The organism is Moritella sp., from assembly GCF_013215705.1.
Taxonomy (GTDB): Bacteria; Pseudomonadota; Gammaproteobacteria; order Enterobacterales; family Moritellaceae; genus Moritella.
Genome location: NZ_JABSQR010000030.1, coordinates 21,953 through 43,697, shown reverse-complemented (window position 1 = coordinate 43,697; position 21,745 = coordinate 21,953). Strand labels below are relative to the sequence as shown.

Annotated in this window: 21 protein-coding genes and 1 riboswitch; of the genes, 6 read left to right on the top strand and 15 right to left on the bottom strand. The window is 40.8% G+C overall.

The window, feature by feature from the left end:
* Positions 1-309: 309 nt before the first annotated feature.
* The 3 genes from pgl to HRT96_RS17795 all read right to left on the bottom strand — a co-directional run bounded on the left by pgl (position 310) and on the right by HRT96_RS17795 (position 3,344).
* Positions 310-1,026 (bottom strand): 6-phosphogluconolactonase, encoded by a 717-nt coding sequence (pgl, locus tag HRT96_RS17805; RefSeq protein ID WP_293159403.1) that lies wholly within the window; start codon positions 1,024-1,026, stop codon positions 310-312.
* Positions 1,027-1,062: 36 nt separating this feature from the next.
* The gene (zwf, locus tag HRT96_RS17800) at positions 1,063-2,544 is read right to left on the bottom strand and encodes a glucose-6-phosphate dehydrogenase (RefSeq protein WP_293159401.1); all 1,482 of its coding nucleotides are present in this window, start codon (positions 2,542-2,544) and stop codon (positions 1,063-1,065) included.
* Between the two features lie 293 nt (positions 2,545-2,837).
* Complete coding sequence (locus HRT96_RS17795) at positions 2,838-3,344, bottom strand: Tfp pilus assembly protein FimT/FimU (RefSeq protein ID WP_293159400.1); 507 nt, start codon at positions 3,342-3,344, stop codon at positions 2,838-2,840.
* Between the two features lie 169 nt (positions 3,345-3,513).
* Between HRT96_RS17795 and HRT96_RS17790 the strand changes: the two genes are divergently transcribed.
* Entirely contained in the window at positions 3,514-4,176 is a 663-nt protein-coding gene (locus tag HRT96_RS17790) for a glutathione S-transferase (protein WP_293159398.1), read from the top strand.
* Positions 4,177-4,248: 72 nt separating this feature from the next.
* Here HRT96_RS17790 and udp read toward each other — a convergent pair whose 3' ends face one another.
* Positions 4,249-5,016: a uridine phosphorylase gene (gene udp, locus HRT96_RS17785; protein ID WP_293137283.1), complete on the bottom strand. Its 768-nt coding sequence runs from the start codon at positions 5,014-5,016 to the stop codon at positions 4,249-4,251.
* A 333-nt stretch (positions 5,017-5,349) separates the two neighbouring features.
* Here udp and HRT96_RS17780 point away from each other — a divergent pair, with 333 nt between their 5' ends.
* Together HRT96_RS17780 and HRT96_RS17775 are read left to right on the top strand one after the other, a co-directional pair.
* Positions 5,350-6,378 carry an endonuclease/exonuclease/phosphatase family protein gene (locus HRT96_RS17780; RefSeq protein WP_293159396.1) on the top strand — a complete coding sequence of 343 codons (1,029 nt, stop codon included), beginning with the start codon at positions 5,350-5,352 and terminating at the stop codon, positions 6,376-6,378.
* A 120-nt stretch (positions 6,379-6,498) separates the two neighbouring features.
* Positions 6,499-6,673: riboswitch (yybP-ykoY riboswitch) on the top strand.
* A gap of 12 nt (positions 6,674-6,685) precedes the next feature.
* Positions 6,686-7,708, top strand: a complete 1,023-nt coding sequence (locus HRT96_RS17775) for a calcium/sodium antiporter (protein WP_293159394.1) — start codon at positions 6,686-6,688, stop codon at positions 7,706-7,708.
* 64 nt (positions 7,709-7,772) lie between these two features.
* On the opposite strand, the gene HRT96_RS17770 is transcribed toward HRT96_RS17775, so the two are convergent.
* From HRT96_RS17770 to HRT96_RS17760, 3 genes are read right to left on the bottom strand one after another with little or no spacing between them, the layout of a single operon-like run.
* Entirely contained in the window at positions 7,773-9,155 is a 1,383-nt protein-coding gene (locus tag HRT96_RS17770) for a hypothetical protein (protein WP_293159392.1), read from the bottom strand.
* Complete coding sequence (locus HRT96_RS17765; RefSeq protein ID WP_293159390.1) at positions 9,152-9,502, bottom strand: DUF2249 domain-containing protein; 351 nt, start codon at positions 9,500-9,502, stop codon at positions 9,152-9,154. Before HRT96_RS17765 ends, HRT96_RS17770 begins: the two co-directional genes overlap by 4 nt.
* Positions 9,503-9,505: 3 nt before the next feature.
* Positions 9,506-9,937, bottom strand: coding sequence for a hemerythrin domain-containing protein (locus tag HRT96_RS17760; RefSeq protein WP_293159388.1), 432 nt, complete (start codon positions 9,935-9,937; stop codon positions 9,506-9,508).
* Between the two features lie 326 nt (positions 9,938-10,263).
* Between HRT96_RS17760 and HRT96_RS17755 the strand changes: the two genes are divergently transcribed.
* Together HRT96_RS17755 and HRT96_RS17750 are read left to right on the top strand one after the other, a co-directional pair.
* Positions 10,264-11,364, top strand: coding sequence for an RNA-guided endonuclease TnpB family protein (locus HRT96_RS17755; protein WP_293159386.1), 1,101 nt, complete (start codon positions 10,264-10,266; stop codon positions 11,362-11,364).
* Positions 11,365-11,554: 190 nt separating this feature from the next.
* Positions 11,555-12,367: a sterol desaturase family protein gene (locus tag HRT96_RS17750; RefSeq protein ID WP_293159384.1), complete on the top strand. Its 813-nt coding sequence runs from the start codon at positions 11,555-11,557 to the stop codon at positions 12,365-12,367.
* 38 nt (positions 12,368-12,405) lie between these two features.
* Here the strand turns inward: HRT96_RS17750 and HRT96_RS17745 are convergent, their stop codons facing one another.
* Positions 12,406-13,443 carry a phosphagen kinase gene (locus HRT96_RS17745; RefSeq protein ID WP_293159382.1) on the bottom strand — a complete coding sequence of 346 codons (1,038 nt, stop codon included), beginning with the start codon at positions 13,441-13,443 and terminating at the stop codon, positions 12,406-12,408.
* A gap of 223 nt (positions 13,444-13,666) precedes the next feature.
* On the opposite strand from HRT96_RS17745, the gene HRT96_RS17740 reads away from it, so the two are divergent.
* Entirely contained in the window at positions 13,667-14,074 is a 408-nt protein-coding gene (locus HRT96_RS17740; protein ID WP_293159380.1) for a hypothetical protein, read from the top strand.
* A gap of 67 nt (positions 14,075-14,141) precedes the next feature.
* Here the strand turns inward: HRT96_RS17740 and HRT96_RS17735 are convergent, their stop codons facing one another.
* From HRT96_RS17735 to HRT96_RS17705, 7 genes are all read right to left on the bottom strand, one after another.
* Complete coding sequence (locus HRT96_RS17735) at positions 14,142-15,470, bottom strand: tetratricopeptide repeat protein (protein WP_293159378.1); 1,329 nt, start codon at positions 15,468-15,470, stop codon at positions 14,142-14,144.
* Entirely contained in the window at positions 15,467-16,081 is a 615-nt protein-coding gene (locus HRT96_RS17730; protein WP_293159376.1) for an energy transducer TonB, read from the bottom strand. The genes HRT96_RS17735 and HRT96_RS17730 overlap by 4 nt, the downstream gene beginning before the upstream one ends.
* Entirely contained in the window at positions 16,081-16,485 is a 405-nt protein-coding gene (locus HRT96_RS17725) for a biopolymer transporter ExbD (protein WP_293159374.1), read from the bottom strand. Before HRT96_RS17725 ends, HRT96_RS17730 begins: the two co-directional genes overlap by 1 nt.
* A gap of 25 nt (positions 16,486-16,510) precedes the next feature.
* Positions 16,511-17,047, bottom strand: a complete 537-nt coding sequence (locus HRT96_RS17720) for a MotA/TolQ/ExbB proton channel family protein (protein ID WP_293159372.1) — start codon at positions 17,045-17,047, stop codon at positions 16,511-16,513.
* A 3-nt stretch (positions 17,048-17,050) separates the two neighbouring features.
* On the bottom strand, positions 17,051-18,493 hold the full coding sequence (locus HRT96_RS17715; protein WP_293159370.1) for a MotA/TolQ/ExbB proton channel family protein: 1,443 nt from the start codon (positions 18,491-18,493) through the stop codon (positions 17,051-17,053).
* Positions 18,490-19,314: a DUF3450 domain-containing protein gene (locus HRT96_RS17710; RefSeq protein WP_293159368.1), complete on the bottom strand. Its 825-nt coding sequence runs from the start codon at positions 19,312-19,314 to the stop codon at positions 18,490-18,492. Before HRT96_RS17710 ends, HRT96_RS17715 begins: the two co-directional genes overlap by 4 nt.
* Before the next feature lie 114 nt (positions 19,315-19,428).
* Positions 19,429-21,513, bottom strand: a complete 2,085-nt coding sequence (locus HRT96_RS17705) for a TonB-dependent siderophore receptor (RefSeq protein ID WP_293159366.1) — start codon at positions 21,511-21,513, stop codon at positions 19,429-19,431.
* Positions 21,514-21,745 lie beyond the last annotated feature (232 nt).

Sequence of the window (21,745 nt, the reverse complement as noted above, 5' to 3'; positions counted from 1 at the left end):
AATAGCTAAATTACATTGCTAAAACAGCTGTAAAAACCTATAAAGACAATAATAAACACAGAATGGAAATAAAATAACAACCATAAGACGTCAAACAGGCAAGCTAAGCAACGATCTTAGTTCAACCCAAACTAATGTCAGCTGAATTTTTGCTAATGCTTTAAAAAGGCTTCTAGGGTAATTTAATGAGGAATTAAATATTTAAGATAAGTATGAAAAACAAACAAACGCACGAAAAAAGACCTGTTAGCATAAACTAACAGGTCTTTGACGCTAAGCTCATTGAGCTATCGTTATTACTTATGCGGATTAACCGTTAATTAACTTAGCTGCATCCGCATCTAAAAACCACTCAGTTTTACCCTGACTTGCTTTTACTTGTGCTGCTGGGTAAGCAAGTGCGGCATCATCATTATCATGAATTTGCTTGATCACTTGTGCTTTACCTTCACCCATCACTAAATAACTAATACGTGTTGCATTCGCTAACAGACGTGCTGTTTTAGAAATACGATATTGTCCTGATTCTGGGTGCTGCGCAATAATTGCAATATTTTTCTCATTATAATCAGTTTGACCTGGGAATAATGAAGCAGTATGCCCATCGCCGCCCATACCAAGCAAGATCCAATCAAAACACGGCAGGCCATTATCAGCCGGAATACAATCTTGCATCTCTTGTGCAAAACGAACAACTTCTTGCTCTGGCACATCTTCACCTAAAATGCGGTGAATATTCTCAGCAGGTAATGCTACTTGTGAAAATAATAACGCTTGCGCTTCACCAAAGTTACTTTCAGCATCATCCGGGGCTACGCAACGTTCGTCACCCCACCAGAAGTGCAAGTTGCCCCATTCAATACTTGTTGAAAATGGTGCCTTCGCTAATACTTTGAACAGAAGTTTCGGTGTACTGCCACCTGATAACGAGATATGCACAGGCTTATCTTGCTTACTGTATTCAACAAGCGAGTTAGCTAATGATTCAACAACTTGTTGAGGTGTTTCAAAAATACGATAATCCATCATGATCCCACGCTACTATATTATTTACTGAGTTACTTAGTTAATGACTTCTTCGCTAGAAAAGCGCCATTCACGGCCGTCTTTTTCTAACATCTCATCTGCTCGGTTCGGACCCCAAGTACCACACTTATAACCAAATAAAGATTTCACTTCTTTTTTGTAATCTAAGATTGGTTGCACGTATTCCCAACACGCTTTGACAGCATCGGAACGCGCAAATAAAGTCGCATCGCCTTTCATACAATCCAGTAGCAATCGCTCATAAGCCGTTAATAAATTATTTTCTTCTAGGCTATTATAATTAAAGCTCATCGATACCTGTTGCGCAGTAAAACCGGCACCCGGTTTTTTCAAACCAAAATCCATCTGAATCGATTCATTTGGTTGAATACGTAAGATCAGCTTATTCTCTGGGGCATTTTGACCGAACACTGGATGTGGGGTTTTCTTAAAGTGAACCACAATTTCTGTTAGACGTTCTGGCATACGTTTACCGGTACGTACATAGAAAGGTACACCGTTCCAACGCCAGTTATCAATCATCATCTTCATGCCTACATACGTAGGTGTACGTGAATCTTCATCAACGTCTTTTTCACTACGGTAACCTGGCAATTCTTCGCCATTTACAACACTCTTGGTATATTGACCAAGAACAAGATTCTCTTTTAAATCTTGTTCTTCAAGTGGACGTAAGCTTTGGATCACTTTAACCACTTCGTTACGCATAGCATCAGCGTTAATAACCGCAGGCGGTTCCATCGCAACTAAAGCAAGTACCTGTAACAGATGGTTCTGCAGCATGTCTCGAACCGCGCCAGAATGATCATAATAACCACCTCGCTCTTCAACACCTAAACTCTCTGCGGCAGTAATTTCCACGTAATCAATAAAACTACGGTTCCAAAGTGGTTCAAAGAAACCATTTGAAAAGCGGAATACTAATAGATTCTGTACTGTTTCTTTACCTAGGTAATGATCGATACGGTAAACCTGACGTTCACGGAAACAAGTATGTAGATGTTCATCTAACTTGTTGGCTGACTCAAGATCATAACCAAACGGCTTCTCAACAATTAATCGTTTCCAACCGTTACGGTCTTTATTCAATTTATGTTTAGCTAAATTAGTTGAGATTGATGCATATAGGCTTGGTGGCGTTGCCATGTAATAAATAGCATTGCCAACCGTATTATGCTTCTCAGATAATATTTCTAAGCGTTCTTTAAAGGCAACATAACTATCAGCATCTGTCATATTCATCGATATATAATACAAATGTTGACAGAATTCTTCAGCTTGTTGCTGAGAGACGCCTTCACTTTTGATTAAATCATTAGTTACTTTCTCACGAAATGAATCATCCGTGAATGCTGTTTTACTCGCACCCAAAATAGAAAAATCTTCAGGTAACAGTTCATTGACATAAAGGTGATAAAGCGCGGGGAGTAACTTTCGTTTTGTTAAATCACCCGAAGCACCAAAAATGACGATACTGTTATTCTCAGGTTTTACCATGGTTTAATTCCCTAAAGATTTTATCGAAAAGATTAGAATATATAGCGATAGTCTGTTTATGTGATGCATAGATAACGGACTAGGCGCGGCATTATCACTCAAAATGACCAAAAACTAAAATGGTTTCAGCGATATATCCATCAAATACCTGTAAATAGGTACCTAATGGAAGGTTTATCTCTAATCAAACGTAAAACAACTTTCGAATGAAATTAAAAAACGAAAGTTTAGAAAGTTTAAAGGGTTAAATTCATGTTAAATGTGTGCGATTTTTCAACGCCAAATAAAGCATGTTATTGCTTTAGGCAATCGCCTACCAGCTTAATATCAACCGCGGTAATGATGCTATTACTATAACTCGCAGCATAAGATAATGCGCAGTCTGTGGACTCAAGCTTATTCATCTTAATCCAACTAGTATTGACGTTTTCGTATTTACAAGTATACATCCCGTCAATCGAGGTTACAGCTACACCTTCGGCAAGTTGTGCTGTGGTAAGCCCTAAAATATGACATATTTCACTCGGATGAAGTAATTTACCAGCAACCAGGTAGTACTGTCGAGCATCGTATTGAACATAGCTCTGACCATCAATCGTCTGTTTTCGCGATTCAATATTTGATGCTGTTTTCAAGGTATCAACGGCGCTAGTCAACTTACCGCGTAAATCATTAAGTACTGCCACTTTAGCTTCGCGATGTGTTTTTGTATATTCCGGAACAGCAAACATAGCTAAAATAGAAAGCACAACAATAACAAATGTTAGTTCCAGTAATGAAAAACCCATTTTTTCATTCATTAAAATCTAATACCTTACAATTTCCAATTCATTCGGACAAATATTAACACAGCCAAAGGATATAAAAGACTAATAATACAATCATTTTAATGTATATATACTGTTGATTTGATACAGTGAAATAATGTTAGATAATTTAACCTCAATACCTTAATGTTGGAGTTTATAAATGCGACCTATACGCCCTGCAATTGTTTATTCGTTTCGACGCTGTCCCTATGCAATGAGAGCACGACTTGCTATTTGTTATAGCCAAGTTGAAGTTGAATTGAGAGAAGTGGTATTAAAAGATAAACCAACAAGCTTATTAGCTTATTCGCCTAAAGGCACTGTGCCCGTGCTGGTTACTCAGGATAAAAAGATCATTGATCAGAGCCGCGATATTATGCAGTGGGCGCTGTCACAACATGATAGTGATGATTGGCTCCGTAAAAATCAGCCACATTTACAAAAACAGATCAGCTCACTGATCGATGAAAACGATAACGAATTTAAAGCCATTTTAGACAAATATAAATACGCCGATCGCCATCCAGAATATACTGAAACGGAATACCGTGAACAAGGTAGCCATTTTCTCAACCAACTAGAACTGTTGCTCACCTTACATAGCAACCTTATTGGTGAAGATGTTAGTCTCGCGGATATTGCAATATTTCCTTTTATCCGTCAATTTGCAAGTGTTGATAAAGCTTGGTTCGAGCAATGCCCCTACCCTAAATTACGGGTTTGGTTAAACCGCCACACAAGCTCAGCATTATTTACTGATATTATGTATAAATACCCGCAATGGTCAGCTGGTGACAAAGCGGTTTATTTTGCATCAACATAAACACAAAAAAGCCAGACCTATACTTTAGTCTGGCTTTTTTTCATCAACTAGAAATTGTAATCAATGTCTCGATTATGCCATTAGCATGCGGCGCGCACTATCAACAACAACCTTGATTGATGACATTTCAACCGCTTTCATTGCTGCTTGATCAGGGATCTCTTTTTGGGTACGGTTAATGATCACACCGGCTACACAACCTGCTTTAAGTCCTTGGCTTGCACACATAGTAAATAATGTAGCGGATTCCATTTCAAAGTTTAATACACCCATGTCTTGCCATTCTTGCATTGAACCTTGGAAACGACGAGTAACACGACCCGAGAATGTATCGTAGCGTTCCTGGCCTGGATAAAAAGTATCGCTCGATGCTGTTACGCCCATGTGTACTTTAATTCCTGCAGCATCAACAGCCGCTTTCATTTCTGTTGCGACAGTAAAATCAGCTACAGCTGGAAATTCCATTGGCGCAAAATGCAAACTGGCACCATCAAGACGCACTGATGCTGTAGTAACAATCATGTCACCAACATTAATGTTTTCTTGGATTGCACCAGTAGTACCAACACGTAAGAAGGTGTTCACGCCAAGCTGCGCAAGCTCTTCAACTGCAATCGACGTTGATGGACCACCAATACCCGTTGAACATACAACAACTTTCTTGCCTTCTAGCTCGGCTAAATAAACTGTGTATTCACGATGACTTGCTAAAAATTGCGGGTTTTCCATTTGCGCTGCGATCTTTTCGACACGAGCAGGATCACCCGGAATAATAGCCAATTCGGCACCTTTTAAATCAGATTTATTAATACCAAGGTGAAAAACATTTGCAGTAGTCATAGCGTATTCCTTAAATTCGGAGAGTTCAGTTATAATTAAGCATTATATAATGATATTAAAATAACTGGCAATATTAAGAAATAATCATAATTCAGCACGTGCCTCTATAAAGTGATAGTAATCACATATCTCATACATGCTACCTTTATATAACGACATCGCTTCATTTATGAACAATACACAAATGCATTTCAAGTGAAACAGGTTTGAAATGCACCACTAAAGCGGTGTTACTGCTTCAAACCGCTTCAGGTATTTAAACTTACTTGCTCCATCCTGCTAAGCTTGTTATAACCATTACAGTTCTTCTCTATTTCTGGTATTTCTTATCCTATGCTAAAAATTGCCACCTTTAATCTTTTCAATTACATTGAACCACCGTTTGCCTGTTATGATTTTGATCGTATCTATGACGAGCAACAATGGCAAAAAAAGCAGAAGTGGATCCGAGATTATCTTGCCGAACATCAGCCTGATGTCATCGGTTTTCAAGAAGTGTTTAGCCCTGACTCTTTAAAAGCATTAGTCGCTGAATGTCATTATCCATATTTTGAAGTCGTTGATAGTGCAGATGTTATCGAAGACTACATTTTCCGCAGTCCGGTGGTGGCGATAGCATCACGCTACCCGATAACCGCTATCGCGGCAGTCATACCAGATAGCGACCTTGCCGAGAGCATGGGTTTATCATCGGAATACCAATTTAGTCGTAAACCCCTGCGCGCCAGTATAGAATTACCACACCTTGGTACAACCGATTGTTATGTGGTGCACTTTAAATCTAAGCGACCAATGTTAGAAAGTGAAGATGAGGAACTAGCCACAACCAAAGCCGTACTTGATGCTTTTAGCAAACAAATGTGCGGTAGTTGGGGCTCATCAATGCAACGGGGCTCAGAAGCGGCATTATTGTTTCAGCAAATGATCCAACGTCGATTAGCGACCAATAATCCAATGATGTTGATGGGTGACTTCAACGATGTATTAGATCATGACCGAGATGGGGTATTATCGCACCTGACTATGAATACATTACGCTTCAATTCAGACCCGCAAGCACAAGACATTGTAAAACAATTCAGTCTGCAAGATAGCTGGCACTTATACCAACATGCCACAAATGGCTCGGTCGCCAGTTGCACGCCAGTCCCCCGTCCCGCTACCCATTACTTTTATAACAAAGGCTCGGTATTAGATTACATCTTATTATCGTGTGAGTTTAATGCAGAATATCAGCGTAGCCTTTTTGAGGTCAGTGATTACCATACTTATGATCGCCACTTGATTAATCCTATCTATGCGCGTGATAGCGAAAGCACCGATCATGCGGTTGTGCAAATCAATTTACAATTGAGAACTTAGCACTTAACACTTAACACTTATATTGAAGTAGCTTGGGTATACTTAATTCATGGTGTAATTAAATTACACAATCTACTTGCGTTAGTTCGGTTCTGTCTTATAATGCGCCAATCTATTCGAGGGAGTAGTCGCTTCACCCACGTGAAGGAATGCATCAACATAACTGACCCACAGGTCATGGTGTATTCAACCTAGTTCGAGGTTAACAACCCGAGACTACGTTTGATGAGACTTGAACAAGTAAACACCTACTTTCGAGGGCGGGGTGTCGCTTGTTTATGTCAAAATGCCCTCGTACGAGAATCCTATGTCTTTATTATTACCCATCATTGCAGTGTTAGTCGGCTTTATCTTACTGACCGTAAGTGCCGACCGTCTTATCTTAGTATCATCAACATTAGCCAAACAGTTTGGTGTTTCAGTGATGTTTATTGGTATGACTGTCATTGCCTTCGGTACTTCGTTCCCAGAATTAGTCGTCAGCGCAATTGCGTCATTTAATGGTGCAGAAGGTCTCGCGGTCGGTAATGCTATCGGCTCTAATATCATCAACTGTGGTTTAGTATTGGCGCTTTGTGCCCTGTTTATGCCGTTAGTAATTAAAGTACGTTTCATTAAACGTGAATTGCCTATTTTGGTACTCGCGCTTATTGCAACTATCGCGTTAATGTCAAACGGTTCAATTACGATGTGGGATAGTCTTATCCTGATCTTATTACTTGCACTTTACTGTGTATACCTCGCTAAATCATCGTCTACTGATGATATTGAAAACGAGCTAGAGTTTTTAGATGTAAGCCAAAATAGAGCATTAGTTGAAACTATCGCCATGCTGATCATGTTATTAATCAGCTCACAAATTATGGTTTGGGGCAGTGTGCAACTTGCGAAAGCGATGGGCGTTAGCGACTTGTTGATTGGTCTAACGATTGTTGCATTTGGTACCAGTTTACCAGAACTAGCCGCTGCTATCGCTGGTGTTCGCCGTGGTATGCCTGAAATTGCATTTGCAACTGTGATTGGTTCTAACACCTTCAACCTATTAGGTGTGTTAGCATTCCCAGGGTTAATTGGTGATGGATTACAACTGCCAGCAGAAGTATTGACGCGTGATTTACCCATGTTATCTATCATGACGGCATTTATGGTTATTTCATTCACAATGACTTATGTTGCTGTGACTAAACGTCGTGCAGCTTTAACACCAGAACAACAAACAGATGAATTAATTGTAGCAGACAGTAAACTAAACTATCGTTTTGGTCGTCTTTCTGGCGCAATACTGTTAGCTATGTTTATTGGTTATAGCTGGGTATTGTTTACATCATAAGTTTTACAGCTTAAAACTATCTAACGCATCAGGTATTGGCTTGATGCGTTACGTACTTTATTAGTTATGGTAATAGTAGCGCCTCATCAATAGCCTTAGCCTTGCCACGATAACGACTACTCACACTGACCATCAAAAATAATAAGTATCCAAACTGTCCCATAATCGCTAACGATAATAACCAGTAATTCGCGGGATTATATAACGTGATAATCAACGTAAACAAACTAAAAACATGGCTATATAATAAGTACTGCATACGCGATTTACTTAATAGTTCGTGCATATTAGGCAACAGTGAGAACGCCTGCATATGAAATCCACATTGACGTTGCAAATGCAGGTATGCCAAAAAAGGAATGATCTTGATAATCATCGCCATGATCACACTGATTATCCAACCATAGATAAATACCGAAGCCAGTGTCAGCGGTGACCAGCCTAAACTTAATAACAAGCTCTCTGATCCGGTCATAGTATTCGTCATTAAGCTCATAACTAAACTAATCACACAGCAAATAAATAAGCAACATAATGCAATAAACCAACAGGTTACACTAACATCGTTAATTTTTCGCTTACGTCGGTTTAAACAATGAATCGCCGTTATTGCATATACCATCAAGCCTAACTTTAATAACGTCGTACAAATGGATTGAATCATTTGCCATGCTGGAATATTAATCAACGCAAGTTGTGTCATCCCCAACGTCACTAATGTATGGGTCAACAAGACGATGAATAGAAAACTGGGCAGAAAACGAGAGCACCACAATGGAAATGCAGGTGCAACATGAAACATAGGTAATACTTGAAAACTAACACCCATAATCACTAAACTGATCCAGCCAATCAATCCCCAACTGGCATGGTTATCAGTCAGTTTTTTAGTGATATTAAATTGGCTCGCGAATAAATAATCCGCCAAGAGTAAACTGGCAATAATGCCAACTACCAACATCGCAATAAAGCCTAAGCGCATGGTATTAATGGATACACTAGCCCGATTTCGTTGCCTAATTAGCCATAATATGGCGCCGATAAAACCGCCTAAGCCAAGGGTAAACGACACGCCTGCAACAGCGAAAAAGAGAGCCTGATTAAGCCCAAACATACTCGCTAAAAATGCCGTAATTAACGACAGCGTGCCTAATGACATCGTCACTAATGTTAACGTTGAAATAAGTTTCACATGAGGCAGTGACTTGCCTGCCAGTACCGGTAATAACTGTAAAATTGCGCCACACATGATCATCGAAATAATACCCAGCACCATAGCATGAGTCAGCGCGAGCGTGGCAGGATGCCAGCGTGTTAACCACATAGACTCCCCTGTAAAAGCAATAATCAATGCGCTGATGAATGCAAATACAGGCGCAGCCAAAAAGAACCGCATCGGCACTGAAAATGCCGGTATATTGTCAAAATCCAATCCAGCAAGATTCATGCTAATTCCATCTCAGAAAATGAGGCTAATGCCGATTCATCAGTTTTAAAAGCAACCTTGATGACAACCGCGAGATCTTCGCAACTGCCGTTACTACGCAACTGTTTATTGCTTTGGTGATCAGATAAAACCGTCGAATCATTTAGGCTATACTCAACATCGACTCTATAGGCAAAACCTAATTCGATTAATTTAGGGTATAACGGCACGGGATTTTTACGATGATAAATAACCAGACACTGACCAGGGGATAGTGCCGCTAACGCCAGCAAAATTTGACGCATCGGTTCCGGAGCGGGTAATTCGCTTACATCAAGATCGATTGCTTGCAAGTAATTGGTCCCCATCAACTAGTATGCTTTAACTTGCTGTAACACGGCAGTGGCATCCGGAAGATGAGCTTGCGTCATTGGATATAACATCTGCTCTTCTTTCATGTTGTGTTGCTGCATTAAGATCATTAACGTTTCAGATAACCCTAAGAATTGATCTTTATTCTGCGCAGACAATGCCTGCGTCATCTCAGCGACCAATTGACGCATCTGCGCATGTTCAGCACGCATAACTTGCGTTGGTCCCATCGTCATACCCGTCGCCTGTTCAAACGCTGGAAACAAAATCGTTTCTTCTTGCTGTAAATGGCTGTCAAGATCGGTTGTAAATACAGACCATTGGCTATCTGCTTGTATCCAATTGCTTGCCGATACAGCCGACTCAGTGGCAATAAAAGAATCATCACAATGGCGATGCTGTGCGGTCATAAAACTGGGAATAGTATCCATAAGTGCCTCAAAAAATAACAAACTGTAATAATATGGTCGTGTGCCCAAGCTACTTGGGTATACCACCATATTACGGAACCACTACTTGCTTGTAATTGATATATGTCTATTCCAAGAATAACTTTATTTTGCAACAAAGCATCACAGCGAGACTTGGCAATGTCATTTTTATCATCTTTGACGTAAAACCCCGTCATTTATGTCGGGAATGTAAGTCGTTATTGCGAAGCAATAGGCGCCCTGGCCTTTATTCTGTTGACATACAAAGTGACAAGGTCTAAATTTAGAACTTGACACTGGAATTACATACAGTTAACTAGGGTGTTATGTTGAAGTTAATCGCGTACAAATACAGATTTTACCCGAATAACGAGCAAGCAGTCATGCTTTCTCAGACATTTGGTTGTGTGCGTGTCGCTTATAATTCAGCATTGGCGTTTTCTAAAGCGCAGTATGAACTAGGCAATAAAACCAATTATAACGATTGGAGTAAGAACCTCACTCAGCTTAAAAAGAACCCCGACCTTTTGTGGCTGAAAGACGTATCAAGCGTGCCTTTACAACAGGCGTTAAAACACCTTAACAACGGTTTTCAGTCCTTTTTTAAGTCAGGTTTTGGTTACCCTAAATTTAAATCAAAGCATAATTATCAATCAGCCAGTTACATGAGTAACGGGTTCAAATGGGATGCAGATAAACAATCATTGTTACTCGCTAAAATGAAGCAACCGCTTAAAATAAAGTGGTCGCGCTACTTCACTGGAAAACCAAGTTCACTTACCGTATCCAAGACTAAATCAGGTAAGTATTTTGTTTCAATACTAGTAAAAGAAGCTATAAAACAGCTGCCGATTGTTAATAAAACGATCGGTGTCGATGTTGGCATTAAAGATTTAGCGATCTGCTCGGATGGCGTTAAATTTAACAACCCGCGCTTAACAAATCGATATGCCAAAAAACTCGCTAAGGCTTCACGAAAATTAGCGAAAAGAAAAAAAGGCTCTCGCAATTTCAAAAAGCAAAAGCTTGTTATTGCTAAGATCCACGAAAAGATAGCGAATTCCCGTAGAGACTTTACGCATAAAATGACGTCGACACTTATAAACGAAAACCAAGTGATAGGGATCGAGTCATTGAAAGTCAAAAACATGGTGAAAAATCGCAAGCTGGCAAAGCATCTCCATGATGCTAATTTCGGTGAAATAGCAAGACAGTTAGAATATAAGGCTGATTGGTACGGGCGTAAATTATCAACTATTAGCCAGTGGTTTCCTTCGTCTAAAATGTGCAGCGAGTGTGGAGCGTTATACGCTGGGCAGTGGTCATTAGCGATCAGGAAGTGGACTTGCGCATGCGGCGCTGTTCACGATAGAGATCATAATGCTGCTATCAATATCCATAAAGAGGGATTAAGACTAGCAGCTTAAACAATTTTGTGGCGGTAGGTAGTACCGACACGTTAAATGCTTGTAAGAGGTTTTAGAAGACTAACGCAATTACGGTTAATGTTAACATAGTTGCAATGCCTAAACCGTAGACGACAAGAATCCCCTTGCTTCAGCTAGGGGTACTTCAACCAGCACAATACGCTTAACAGAAATACAGCAGGTAAAAGAGATGAACGACTGGTTTATCGTTAACAGCAATGCACTGCGACTTGGTGCATTTATTGGTTTGTTTATATTATTAGCCGTATGGGAACACTATCAACCCAAACGACCACTAACCGTTGCAAAAATACAGCGGTGGGGCAATAACATCGCGATGGTGATGCTTAATAATCTTACGTTAAAATTACTAATGCCGTTTGTTGCTATCGATGCTGCCCTGTATGTGCAACAACAATGGGGGTTAGGTGCTGTAATAGCTGAAAATAACATAATGAGTAATACGTTAATCGTAGTCTTGTCTATCATGTTGCTTGATGCGGCGATTTATTTTCAGCACCGAATATTTCATAAAATTCCAGTACTATGGCGTTTACACCGGATGCACCACAGCGATCTTGATATTGATGTGACGACAGCAATCCGTTTTCATCCCATTGAAATTGGGTTATCTATGCTGATCAAAATTGCGGTCATTATCACACTGGGGGTGCCAGTGATTGCCGTAGTGTTATTTGAAATGTTATTGAATCTGACCGCGATGTTTAATCACAGCAACATCCGATTACCAAGTAAAATAGATCATTATCTTCGCTACTTGTTAGTTACACCTGATATGCACCGCGTGCATCACTCGATCAATGGCCGTGAAACCAATCATAATTTCGGCTTCTGCTTACCTTGGTGGGATCGTTTATTTGGTAGTTACCAAGCGCAACCGGCATTAGGTCATCAAAAAATGCAGATTGGTTTGCCTTATTTTCGTGACGCCAAAGAATGTCAGGTGCAGCGAATGCTTACCCAACCATTCAGAGATAAGTAACGAGTCATAAAAATAACGTTAAAACGTCATTGCTTATTTTAAGCCTGTTCTAGCAATTGTTCCTCGGCGATTAAAGCAACCACCCCTTGATATAAATCTTGTACACATTCCACTTCAGTAACCCCTAAACGACGGCGGTTACTGATATCATAAACATGCCCTTCACTTTCAGAGTGTTCACCGTGGATGCCGCGGATCTGCAAATGATGCGCTTCGGTAATAGCTTTAAATTTAGCCATGTTGTTACCTAAGCAAGGCAGTTTAATATGCACACTGGCTCGCATTGCCGTGCCCAGGTTTGTCGGACAACTACTGATGTAACCGAGGTGATCAGTAAACGCAAAATCCAAATGCTGCCCAAGCTCAGCCAGTGCAGTGGTCAGACGTACAAACACCTGCTGGATATTACCGCCCGCTTGCATCGAAATAACACGCAATTGGTCTTCTTCATTCACCCAGACTAAAAAGGTTTTATCAATGTTATGATAAATGCCTCGTCCAGCAGGCCAATCACGGTTTAAACCCGCAGCTTCAAAAAAACGATCGCCCGCTTTAAACAAGAAGTGATCATTAACCAGTTGGGTTTTCACCGTTTCAGGAATGTCAGATAAGGTATAATAATTACCCGATAATTCACCTGACATATTTGTCAATGCGGCTGCTGCCCGGGTTTCAACTTCATTACGTTGTGATCTAGTTATCGCAGGCCCGAGTGGCATATCAGCGAGGTTTCGCCCTACCCGAATCCGGGTAGATACTATGTATTTATTAGTCGGATCTGGATCATTCGCATCTATATCAGCAGGGTTTAAATTAGTTGTGTGTAAAGTATTTTCGTCAAAGCCATGATATTGACTAATAATCGGATTGAACAAGGGCGCGAAACATTGGTATGACTCAGTGTCACCCGCATAGACGCCAATACCGCTATCAGGATTTATTAACCCTGAATTAATCACATCGTGTAATGTAAAACCATTTTTAGTCACTACATCCTGCAATTGAGTGAACAAATCTGGAGTTAGATTTTTTGCCATAAGTGATTCATGTTTATCGGTAAAGTCTGGGTATTTCATAGCGTCCTGCTCGTTAACGGTACAATAAGTAAATATTGGCATAGCTTGGGTATAGTATAGTTTGGAGATGGCTACAAAATACAACTAAATACGACTGAATACCATGAACAATAGTGCATTTCGATAATGAGAGGTAGAAAATAAGAACCTAAAATCGATTATTTTCAGGGTTATGTTATTCTGGTTAATAATAAATATTAAGCACTAACAAGGTATCATTTCAGTGACTCAAGCTAACATTATTTCTACAACACCAATCATGTCTAATGATGAGGCCCGTAAACTCAGCCGTAAAGTCACTGCTGATATTGCCACCAAACAACTCGATGAAATATTTAGCGACAATAACGTGTCTCTAGATATACAGATCGCAGTAACAGAATACCAAGGCATGGCGCCAGGCGCGTACTTGGAAATATTAACAGCCCATCTACGCCCGAGTTATTTACGCGTGATTACTGAATCACTGCAAACACAAAATTTAACGGCGCTCGATGCTAATAGCCATTACTTAAAACTCAGTAAAACCCACAAAAACATGCTTGAAGCCCTTAAACAACAAGACAAATATAAGCAATTAAATGATACCCAACTGATTGAAATGGCATTACTCGCTTTACTAAAAAGTTAAGACATTAACGCATAAATAGAACCATTACTTAAATAATAGTCTTAACGAGGCATAGTTATAGTGGGTACTAACTATGTATTTTACGTACTTGTTGTAAATACTTAAGCCAGCCTTTTGCACTCGCCGAGGGCGAAAGATACTGAGCTAACTTTGCATGGGTGATCGCACGGTCAAATTGCTCAAGTTTATAGTAAGATCGAACTTTGGCTAACTCGATTGCTGCTTGCTCCTTGTTACTTTTACCTTGCTTAATTTGATGATGATTCAACTCCAGCAGAGCCAACTCATAATGTCCCTGCTGTAACAATAGTTGTGCGAGCAGCCAGCGATATTCCGCTGCATCACCTGTAGACAAGGCAATAACATCGCGCCATGTGTCAATCGCCTTATTCCACTCTTTCGCCATCTGCCAATATTGCGCTTGTTCCGCTAATAGTTTCTGACGCTCATCATTGTCCGTAATATTGGCCGCTAATAAGCCTAACTCACGAGCAGCTTGTTCAGGTATACCTTGTTGTGCATATAACTGTGCCAACGTACGATACTCTTGTACACTTAACTCAAGCCCTTGACGTTGCGCTAAAATTAAAGTGGTTAATGCCGCTTGTGGCTGTGAAACTCGTAATTGTAAACCAGCAAGTTGCTGCCACCATAATAGCTTATCGGGCTCTACGGCAATGATGCGGTCTAAGGTATCAATAGCAGCAGGCCAGCGTTGCAGTTGTGATTGTGCCGTCAATTGTAGATTTAGCGCCTGAACTTGGTCACCTTGCGTATTTATCCCTTCATATGAACGCACAGCAATGAGTACCTTGTCCCATTCACGAAGCTGATAATGGGTTTGCGCGATACGTAGCCACAGTTCCGTAAATTCTTTTAACTTAATACTCGATATTTTTTTGTTCACAAGAACATAGTAATGCGGCAAGGCTTGTTGGTACTTTTGCTGACTAAGTAAGATATCCGCCACCATTCGTTGCGTCATCCAAGTCTGTTCTGTCGGTAATAACTGACTTTCAACGGCCAGTGTTAAGTACTTTACCGCTTGGTCGGTATTTTCTTGCTGCCAATGAAATATACCTAACACGCGTTGTACAAAAGCTTGGTCGTACGCTTGTCTCGGGGTGAGTTCAGTTAACAACTCAATCGCATCCCCATAGCGTTCTTGCTGTTGTAAAGCCTGTGCGGCTTGGATCTTACCGGCAATAAACTGCGTTAACTGTGGCGGATTCGCATAGGCTGATGAGGTAAACCAACACAACAAAGCGAACAGCAACGCACTTTTTAGTTTGCTGACATTGGCTTTGTATATGGTTAGCTTGGCTTTATACACAATTAGCTTTGTCTTATAAACAGTTAGCTTGGTATTATAAATAGTTAAATAGTCTAACTTCATCGTTCTAATTTAAACTCCAAGGTAACAGTCTGGTTAACTTGCATGGTCGCTTTCCCCTCAGTCAATTTGGGTTGGTACTTCCATTTTCGTAATGCTTTCACCGCTGCCTTCTCAAATAAACGTCTTGGCTTTGCTGCCAATATTTTGATATCAACCGGACGACCCAGAGTATCAATGGTGAATGACAGTTTAACCCAGCCCTGGGCACCTTGTTTCAATGCGCTTGATGGATAGCGCGGTTCAACACGATACAAGGGCATCGCTTGTTGATTTGCGCTAAACTCACCAATCACTGGCAAGCCGATTTCAACGCCGATGACTGCCATATCGATACCGACTACAGACATATCGGGTAATACCAAGGCTTTTACCTTTGAACTTGCGACAGGTACGCGGTCTGTGGGTGGCGGCGACTTTTTTGGCAGTTCCGGCAAATCCCGCTGACGACGATTAATATCACGCTCTTGCTCGACCATAACAATATCAAACGCTTGCGCAGCCGATGCTTCCGGCTTGCCAGTGTTGCCGTTATCCACCATCCACGCCATTAACGTAAACAAAGCTAATGTCATCGCCAAAGCCAGCGGTACAGCCAGTAAAAAACGTAACATTAAGACTTCTCCACCGCCAATGCGATACCTTTAACACCCGCACCGTTTGCTGCATCCATGACTTTAACCACGGTGCCATTAAACGCATGTTCATCTGCTTGAATAACCAAAGAGGCATCAGGTTGAGACAATAACAAGTGCTCTAATGTTGCTTGAACACGCTCTACATCAACCATGCGTTTATCAATATAAATATCATTGTTAGCGGTAATGCCAATAAAGATACCCGCACCCGCTTGGCTAACCACATTGCTGGCCTGCGGGCGATTAACTTCCACCCCCGATTCACGCACAAATGAACTCGTCACAATAAAAAATATCAGCATGATAAACACGATATCTAACATCGAGGTCATATCAATTTGTGCATCTTCACGCGCGGCTGAACGATGATTAAATCTCATATGTATTCCTTCATAAAAAGTCTTATTAAATAGATGGTCTTAATAATTTTTCTAATCTGCTATAGCGTGTATCACAAGCCTTGGTTAAACGTGCATGCGCAAACATACCTGCAAGTGCTGCAACCATGCCTGCCATTGTAGGCAAGGTTGCTAACGAAATCCCTGCAGCCATTAACTTAGGTTCACTACTGCCGAGTGTTGCCATTACATCAAACACACTGATCATGCCTGTTACTGTGCCTAACAAGCCTAACATAGGGCAAATAGCCACCAGCACTTTCAGAAAACTGAGGTTTTGCTGTAATGCTTGCTGTGCCTGTAACAACCAACCTCCACGAATCGCTTGAGCATGCCATGAGCCTTGCTCTGAACGTGCTTGCCAACGTGCTAACAAGTCACGTTGCAGGGCAGGAAAATAGCAATACAAATACAACAACCGTTCCATCACGCAAAACCAACACAACATAACAACAGCGGCAAGCCAATACAGTATTGGTCCCCCCTGTTGCATAAATTGATTGACGCTGACAAGCCAATCAACTGACGTTATATCAAAATGCATCGCTTAGCCTACTTGCTGTGTAAGAGGAGTCACGTTAGTATCATTAACGGCTGCAATAGCTAGTTTTTCAGCTTCCTGCGCAACTAAGCTAATGCCTTGTTTTTCTAAAATATCGCGAATATTATCGGCTTGCGTACTCAGTATGTTATGCGCAAGTAACAACGGCATTGCAGCAACTAAGCCTAATACCGTGGTGATCAACGCCATTGAAATGCCACCAGCCATTACTTTTGGATCGCCATTACCAAACTGCGTGATCACTTGGAAGGTTTCAATCATGCCGGTTACCGTTCCCAGTAGCCCCAGCATAGGTGCAAGCGCAGCCAGTAATTTCAGCATCGACAAACCTTTCTCTAAACCTTGCTGCTCATCAATAACAACTTCCATCAAGCGCAGCTCTAACGCTTCAGTACTGTTATGCAATGCCGACTTTATATGACTGTCTACGTATACTTGTAAAATGCGACCTAATGGGTTGTCACCAATGTGACTTGGGTTGGCTAGTTGTTGTTTTATTTGACGACGTGTAATGACTAATTTCATGCCTTGTATCAGTGCAATCAATAAACCAACCACCAGCAAGGAAATAATCACATAACCGACAGTGCCGCCATTCTCTAAACGGTCTTTTAGCGTTGGGGTATTTTCCAATTGTGCTAGCATCACACCACGTGATGGGTCGAGTACCACAACATTACCTGCAGCATCAGGGTTAACTAGATTAGCCGCTATTGGTCCATTTTCTGGTTGCTTTCGATATGCTGTCGCCGTTTGCTTTTGTCCATCCCAAACTAAATAACCGTGTTCATCCACAAGACCAATACTGCCTAATCGTACGGCTTGCTTATCTGCTAATTGCCCTGCGCCATCAATCACAGCAACATTCACCGTTTTGACTTCACCACTGGCTTTAATTTGCTCTGCTAATGCTGACCATAACCCGGTTAGTTGCACCATTGACGGTAACGTTCTTGCTGCGACCACATCGCTCACAATCGGTGCAAACGTCGCACTATCAATAGCCGTAACTGAGGTCTTAATTTCACTACTTAACTGTTTCGCCGATTGACGCACAACACCAAACAATTCACCTAAACTACCTGTTTCTAAACGTAGCCGTGTTTCTAACTTCGTTAACGCTTCTTCGTTGCGCGTAAACTGTTGGCTTAACGTTGCAGTTTCATGTTGCAGTTGACGTTGTTTCGTTAATAACGCCCGACGCTGCTGTTTAATTTCTTTTTCTGTTAATTGAAAGCCTGCCTCACGCTGTTTTAACGCTGTTGTCAGCTGTTTATTATCTTGCTTGGTGTCGTAGAGTAATTTTTCACTTACAACTTGTGCGTCATTGTCAGGCGCACCGGCAGCCTGTGCATCATTAGCCGACAGTGGAAATGCACTAAGGGTGAGCGCGCTTAATAGCAATGTTTTTGTTAAAAATGGTTTCATTGAGTATTACCTACACGTTGCGCAGTGGTCACAGGAAGAGATATTAAACTGGGTGCAATTTGTTTATTAGCCATTTTGAAGGCTTTATCGATATCATTTGTTTGTTCAGAAATCGTTACCCATAGCTGACGTTGGTCATGCCACTGCCAATAATTTTGGCTATCTAAACTACGCGCAACAAATGCAATACGGCCAAGGTGTAACAAGTCTACCGTGATAGATTGACCCAATGACGCCAATGCAATCTCGCTTTGGTACACGCCCAACTTAGTGCCGTAATCAATCTCGATTTGATAGGCTTCTAAAATACGGCGGTACTTTTCAGCATCGCTGACATTCGCCAGGCCCATCATGACGTTTAATTTTTCTAGGCGTGCTAGGCGCAGCTGTTTTTTAATCGGTTTACCGGTATTAATAATCTCATCTAACCCAGCCAGCATTTTGTACATGAGTGGTACTATGCCTTGGCGGGTAGTTTGAATACCTTGTAATTGTTCGTCCAAGCTATCTAACTCTTGGTTTTGATTGTTAACTAATTTAGCAAGATGGTCGCGATATACCGCTAAGTTGTCGACTTCTTCCTGCAGGCGTTCTATTTCTGCTTGCATGCTTAAAGTACGATCTGCACTCTTATCAATTTTCTGCTGACTGTTGGCTGCAGTATTATTCATTTTTTGCGTCAGGGCTTGGGCGTTATTCATTGCTTGGGCACTGTTATTAGCTTGTGCACTATCATTAGCTTGCGCAGACACGACATGGCTAAACGTGATACAGCTAAGTGCAGCAACGAGTATCAGAGAGTAAGATTTATTTAAAAGCATAATTAATCAACATTCGAGTTAAATTTAAAAGGAATAAAACCACAAAAAGCAATAACCGACATCTATGGAATAAAGAGTCGATTATTGCTGTTTATGAAGGCTTAGATTATGTTATTAATAACGTAATTGGATTGAAGCCATGTAATTACGACCTTCACCTAATACAGTATTTTTGTCACCACCACCGGCCAAGTAATCCGTATCAAACAAGTTTTCGATGTTGAAACGTAATACTAGGTCCATGTCTTTATCGTAATTAATGGTGTGCGCAATACCGGTATCAAAACGTGTGTAAGCATCTTTCTTATAAGTATTTTCTACATTACCGAAACGTTCGCCAACATAGATAGCACCTAAGTTTACATCGGTGTTGTTAGCAAAAGAGTAACGAGTCCAAACACTTGCAGAGAACTCAGCTACGTCAGCTGGACGATTACCATCACGTTCAGGTTTGAATTCATCATGAATCGTCGCATCTAAGTAAGTCATAGAACCGCTTAGCGAGAATGCTTCAGTTACATAACCCATCGCATTAAATTCAACACCACGGTGAACTTGCTTACCTGCTTGTGTTGTTTCAGTTTCGTCCGGATTACCAGGATTATTATCAGTATCTTGAGAGATAACGATGTTCTCTTGAGTAATATCGAAGATTGCACCCGATACAAACAGCTGGTTATCCATTAGTTCCCATTTCGAACCAATCTCATATAGCTTACCCTTAACAGGGTCTAACTCCGTACCATTGTTAATATCGTCTACATCATTAATAGGATCTTTCGGCTCAAAGCTTTCTGAGTAAGTCGCATAAATCGAACCATTTTCTTTCGGATGATAAATCAGTCCTAATTTTGGAAGTACATTGTTATGTGTATTATCTTTATTTACTTCACGGTCAAAGCGTAATCCAGCAAGCACTTGCCATTGGTCGTTAACAGTCACCATATCTTGAACATAAATACCGTAAGAGTCACGTTCAGTTAAACTAATACGAAGAGCTTTTGAATAATTAATATCCTTTTTAAACGGGTCACCAATAACACCAATCGTTGAATTGCCACTGTAAGTAACTCCCGAATAGTAATAACCTAACCAGTTTGCACCGACCAATGTTTGATGCTGCATACCTAGCGCATCAAATTCACCAACAAGGTCGATGAATGCGGTATTAAATACCCAGTGATCTCGACGATCGAACCCCTTGTAAGTAACAGTGCCATTTGTAGAATTATAACTTCTAGCTGTTGTGCGAGTTTCAACATCATTACGTCTGAAATCTTGGTGGTTATAACCTACCTTAAGAGCCCAGTTGTCAGATAATTGTGCCGCAATATCGAAACCAGCATTTTCAACGTCATTTTCAATCGTTGACCATTGTGCATCCCAGATGTGCTCTTCACCCAAAACTGGCTTACCATCAACAATATACGCACCTGAATCAACACTACCGTTATCATTAGTCTTATCGTAATGTAATGATAAAGTTACTTTGTCATTTAAGTCATAATCAACAAATAGACCACCAACAAAACGTTCAGTCGACGGTGTACTACCATCGCTGTATGTACGCCATGAGTCGTAGCTCTGCTTAGACACAATCGCACGGGCACGTAAAGTTTGGTCATCATTTAATGAACCACTGATATCCGCAGTGGTACGTGAATCATTGTTAGAGCCTAAATCTTGGCTAATATTAATTTGGGTTTCGTAAGTTGGTTTTTTAGCCACCATGTTTACGAGGCCACCAGGCGCTGATTTACCGTAAAGTAGACCTGCAGGGCCTTTAAGTATTTCAACGCGCTCGAGTAGTTCAATTGGTTGACGGTAGTGCGACCAATGCTGCTTACCATCACGTAGGAAACCACTGCTACTTTGTAAATCAAAACCACGTAGCTTGAATGATTCACGGTTACGATCAGTCTTACCAGAAGAAATACTTGAATCATTTTTAAGTACATTACCGAGTGTGCTTGCTCTTTGCTCATCAATTAGCTGTTCGTCAATAACCGTGACTTGTCCCGGTGTTTCAAGCTGTGTTGCTTCAACACGCATTGCAGTACTATTAGTATCAACTTTAAAACCATAATCACGACCTACAACTTCCATGTGCTCATCTGTTTCTACCGTTTCAGTAGAATAAGCACCAGGCGCTGCAAGTACCGTCGCGATCACGACAGCTAATCGAGTTTTACAAAACATATTCCGTTATCTCCGATTCATTTTTTCATTAAATTAAACGTTAGCCTACTGCTGTAGGTCGACTTGATGAACAGAAGATTAATTGATAATCATTACCATTTGCATCAAATTTACATTCTTTGCATTTGTAGCAAATGTAAATTTTAATGAAACACATAGATAGGATGCTTATTAAGCAGTCGCGCACATAAAAACGGCTCATTTCAATATGAAATAAGCCGTATTCATAAAA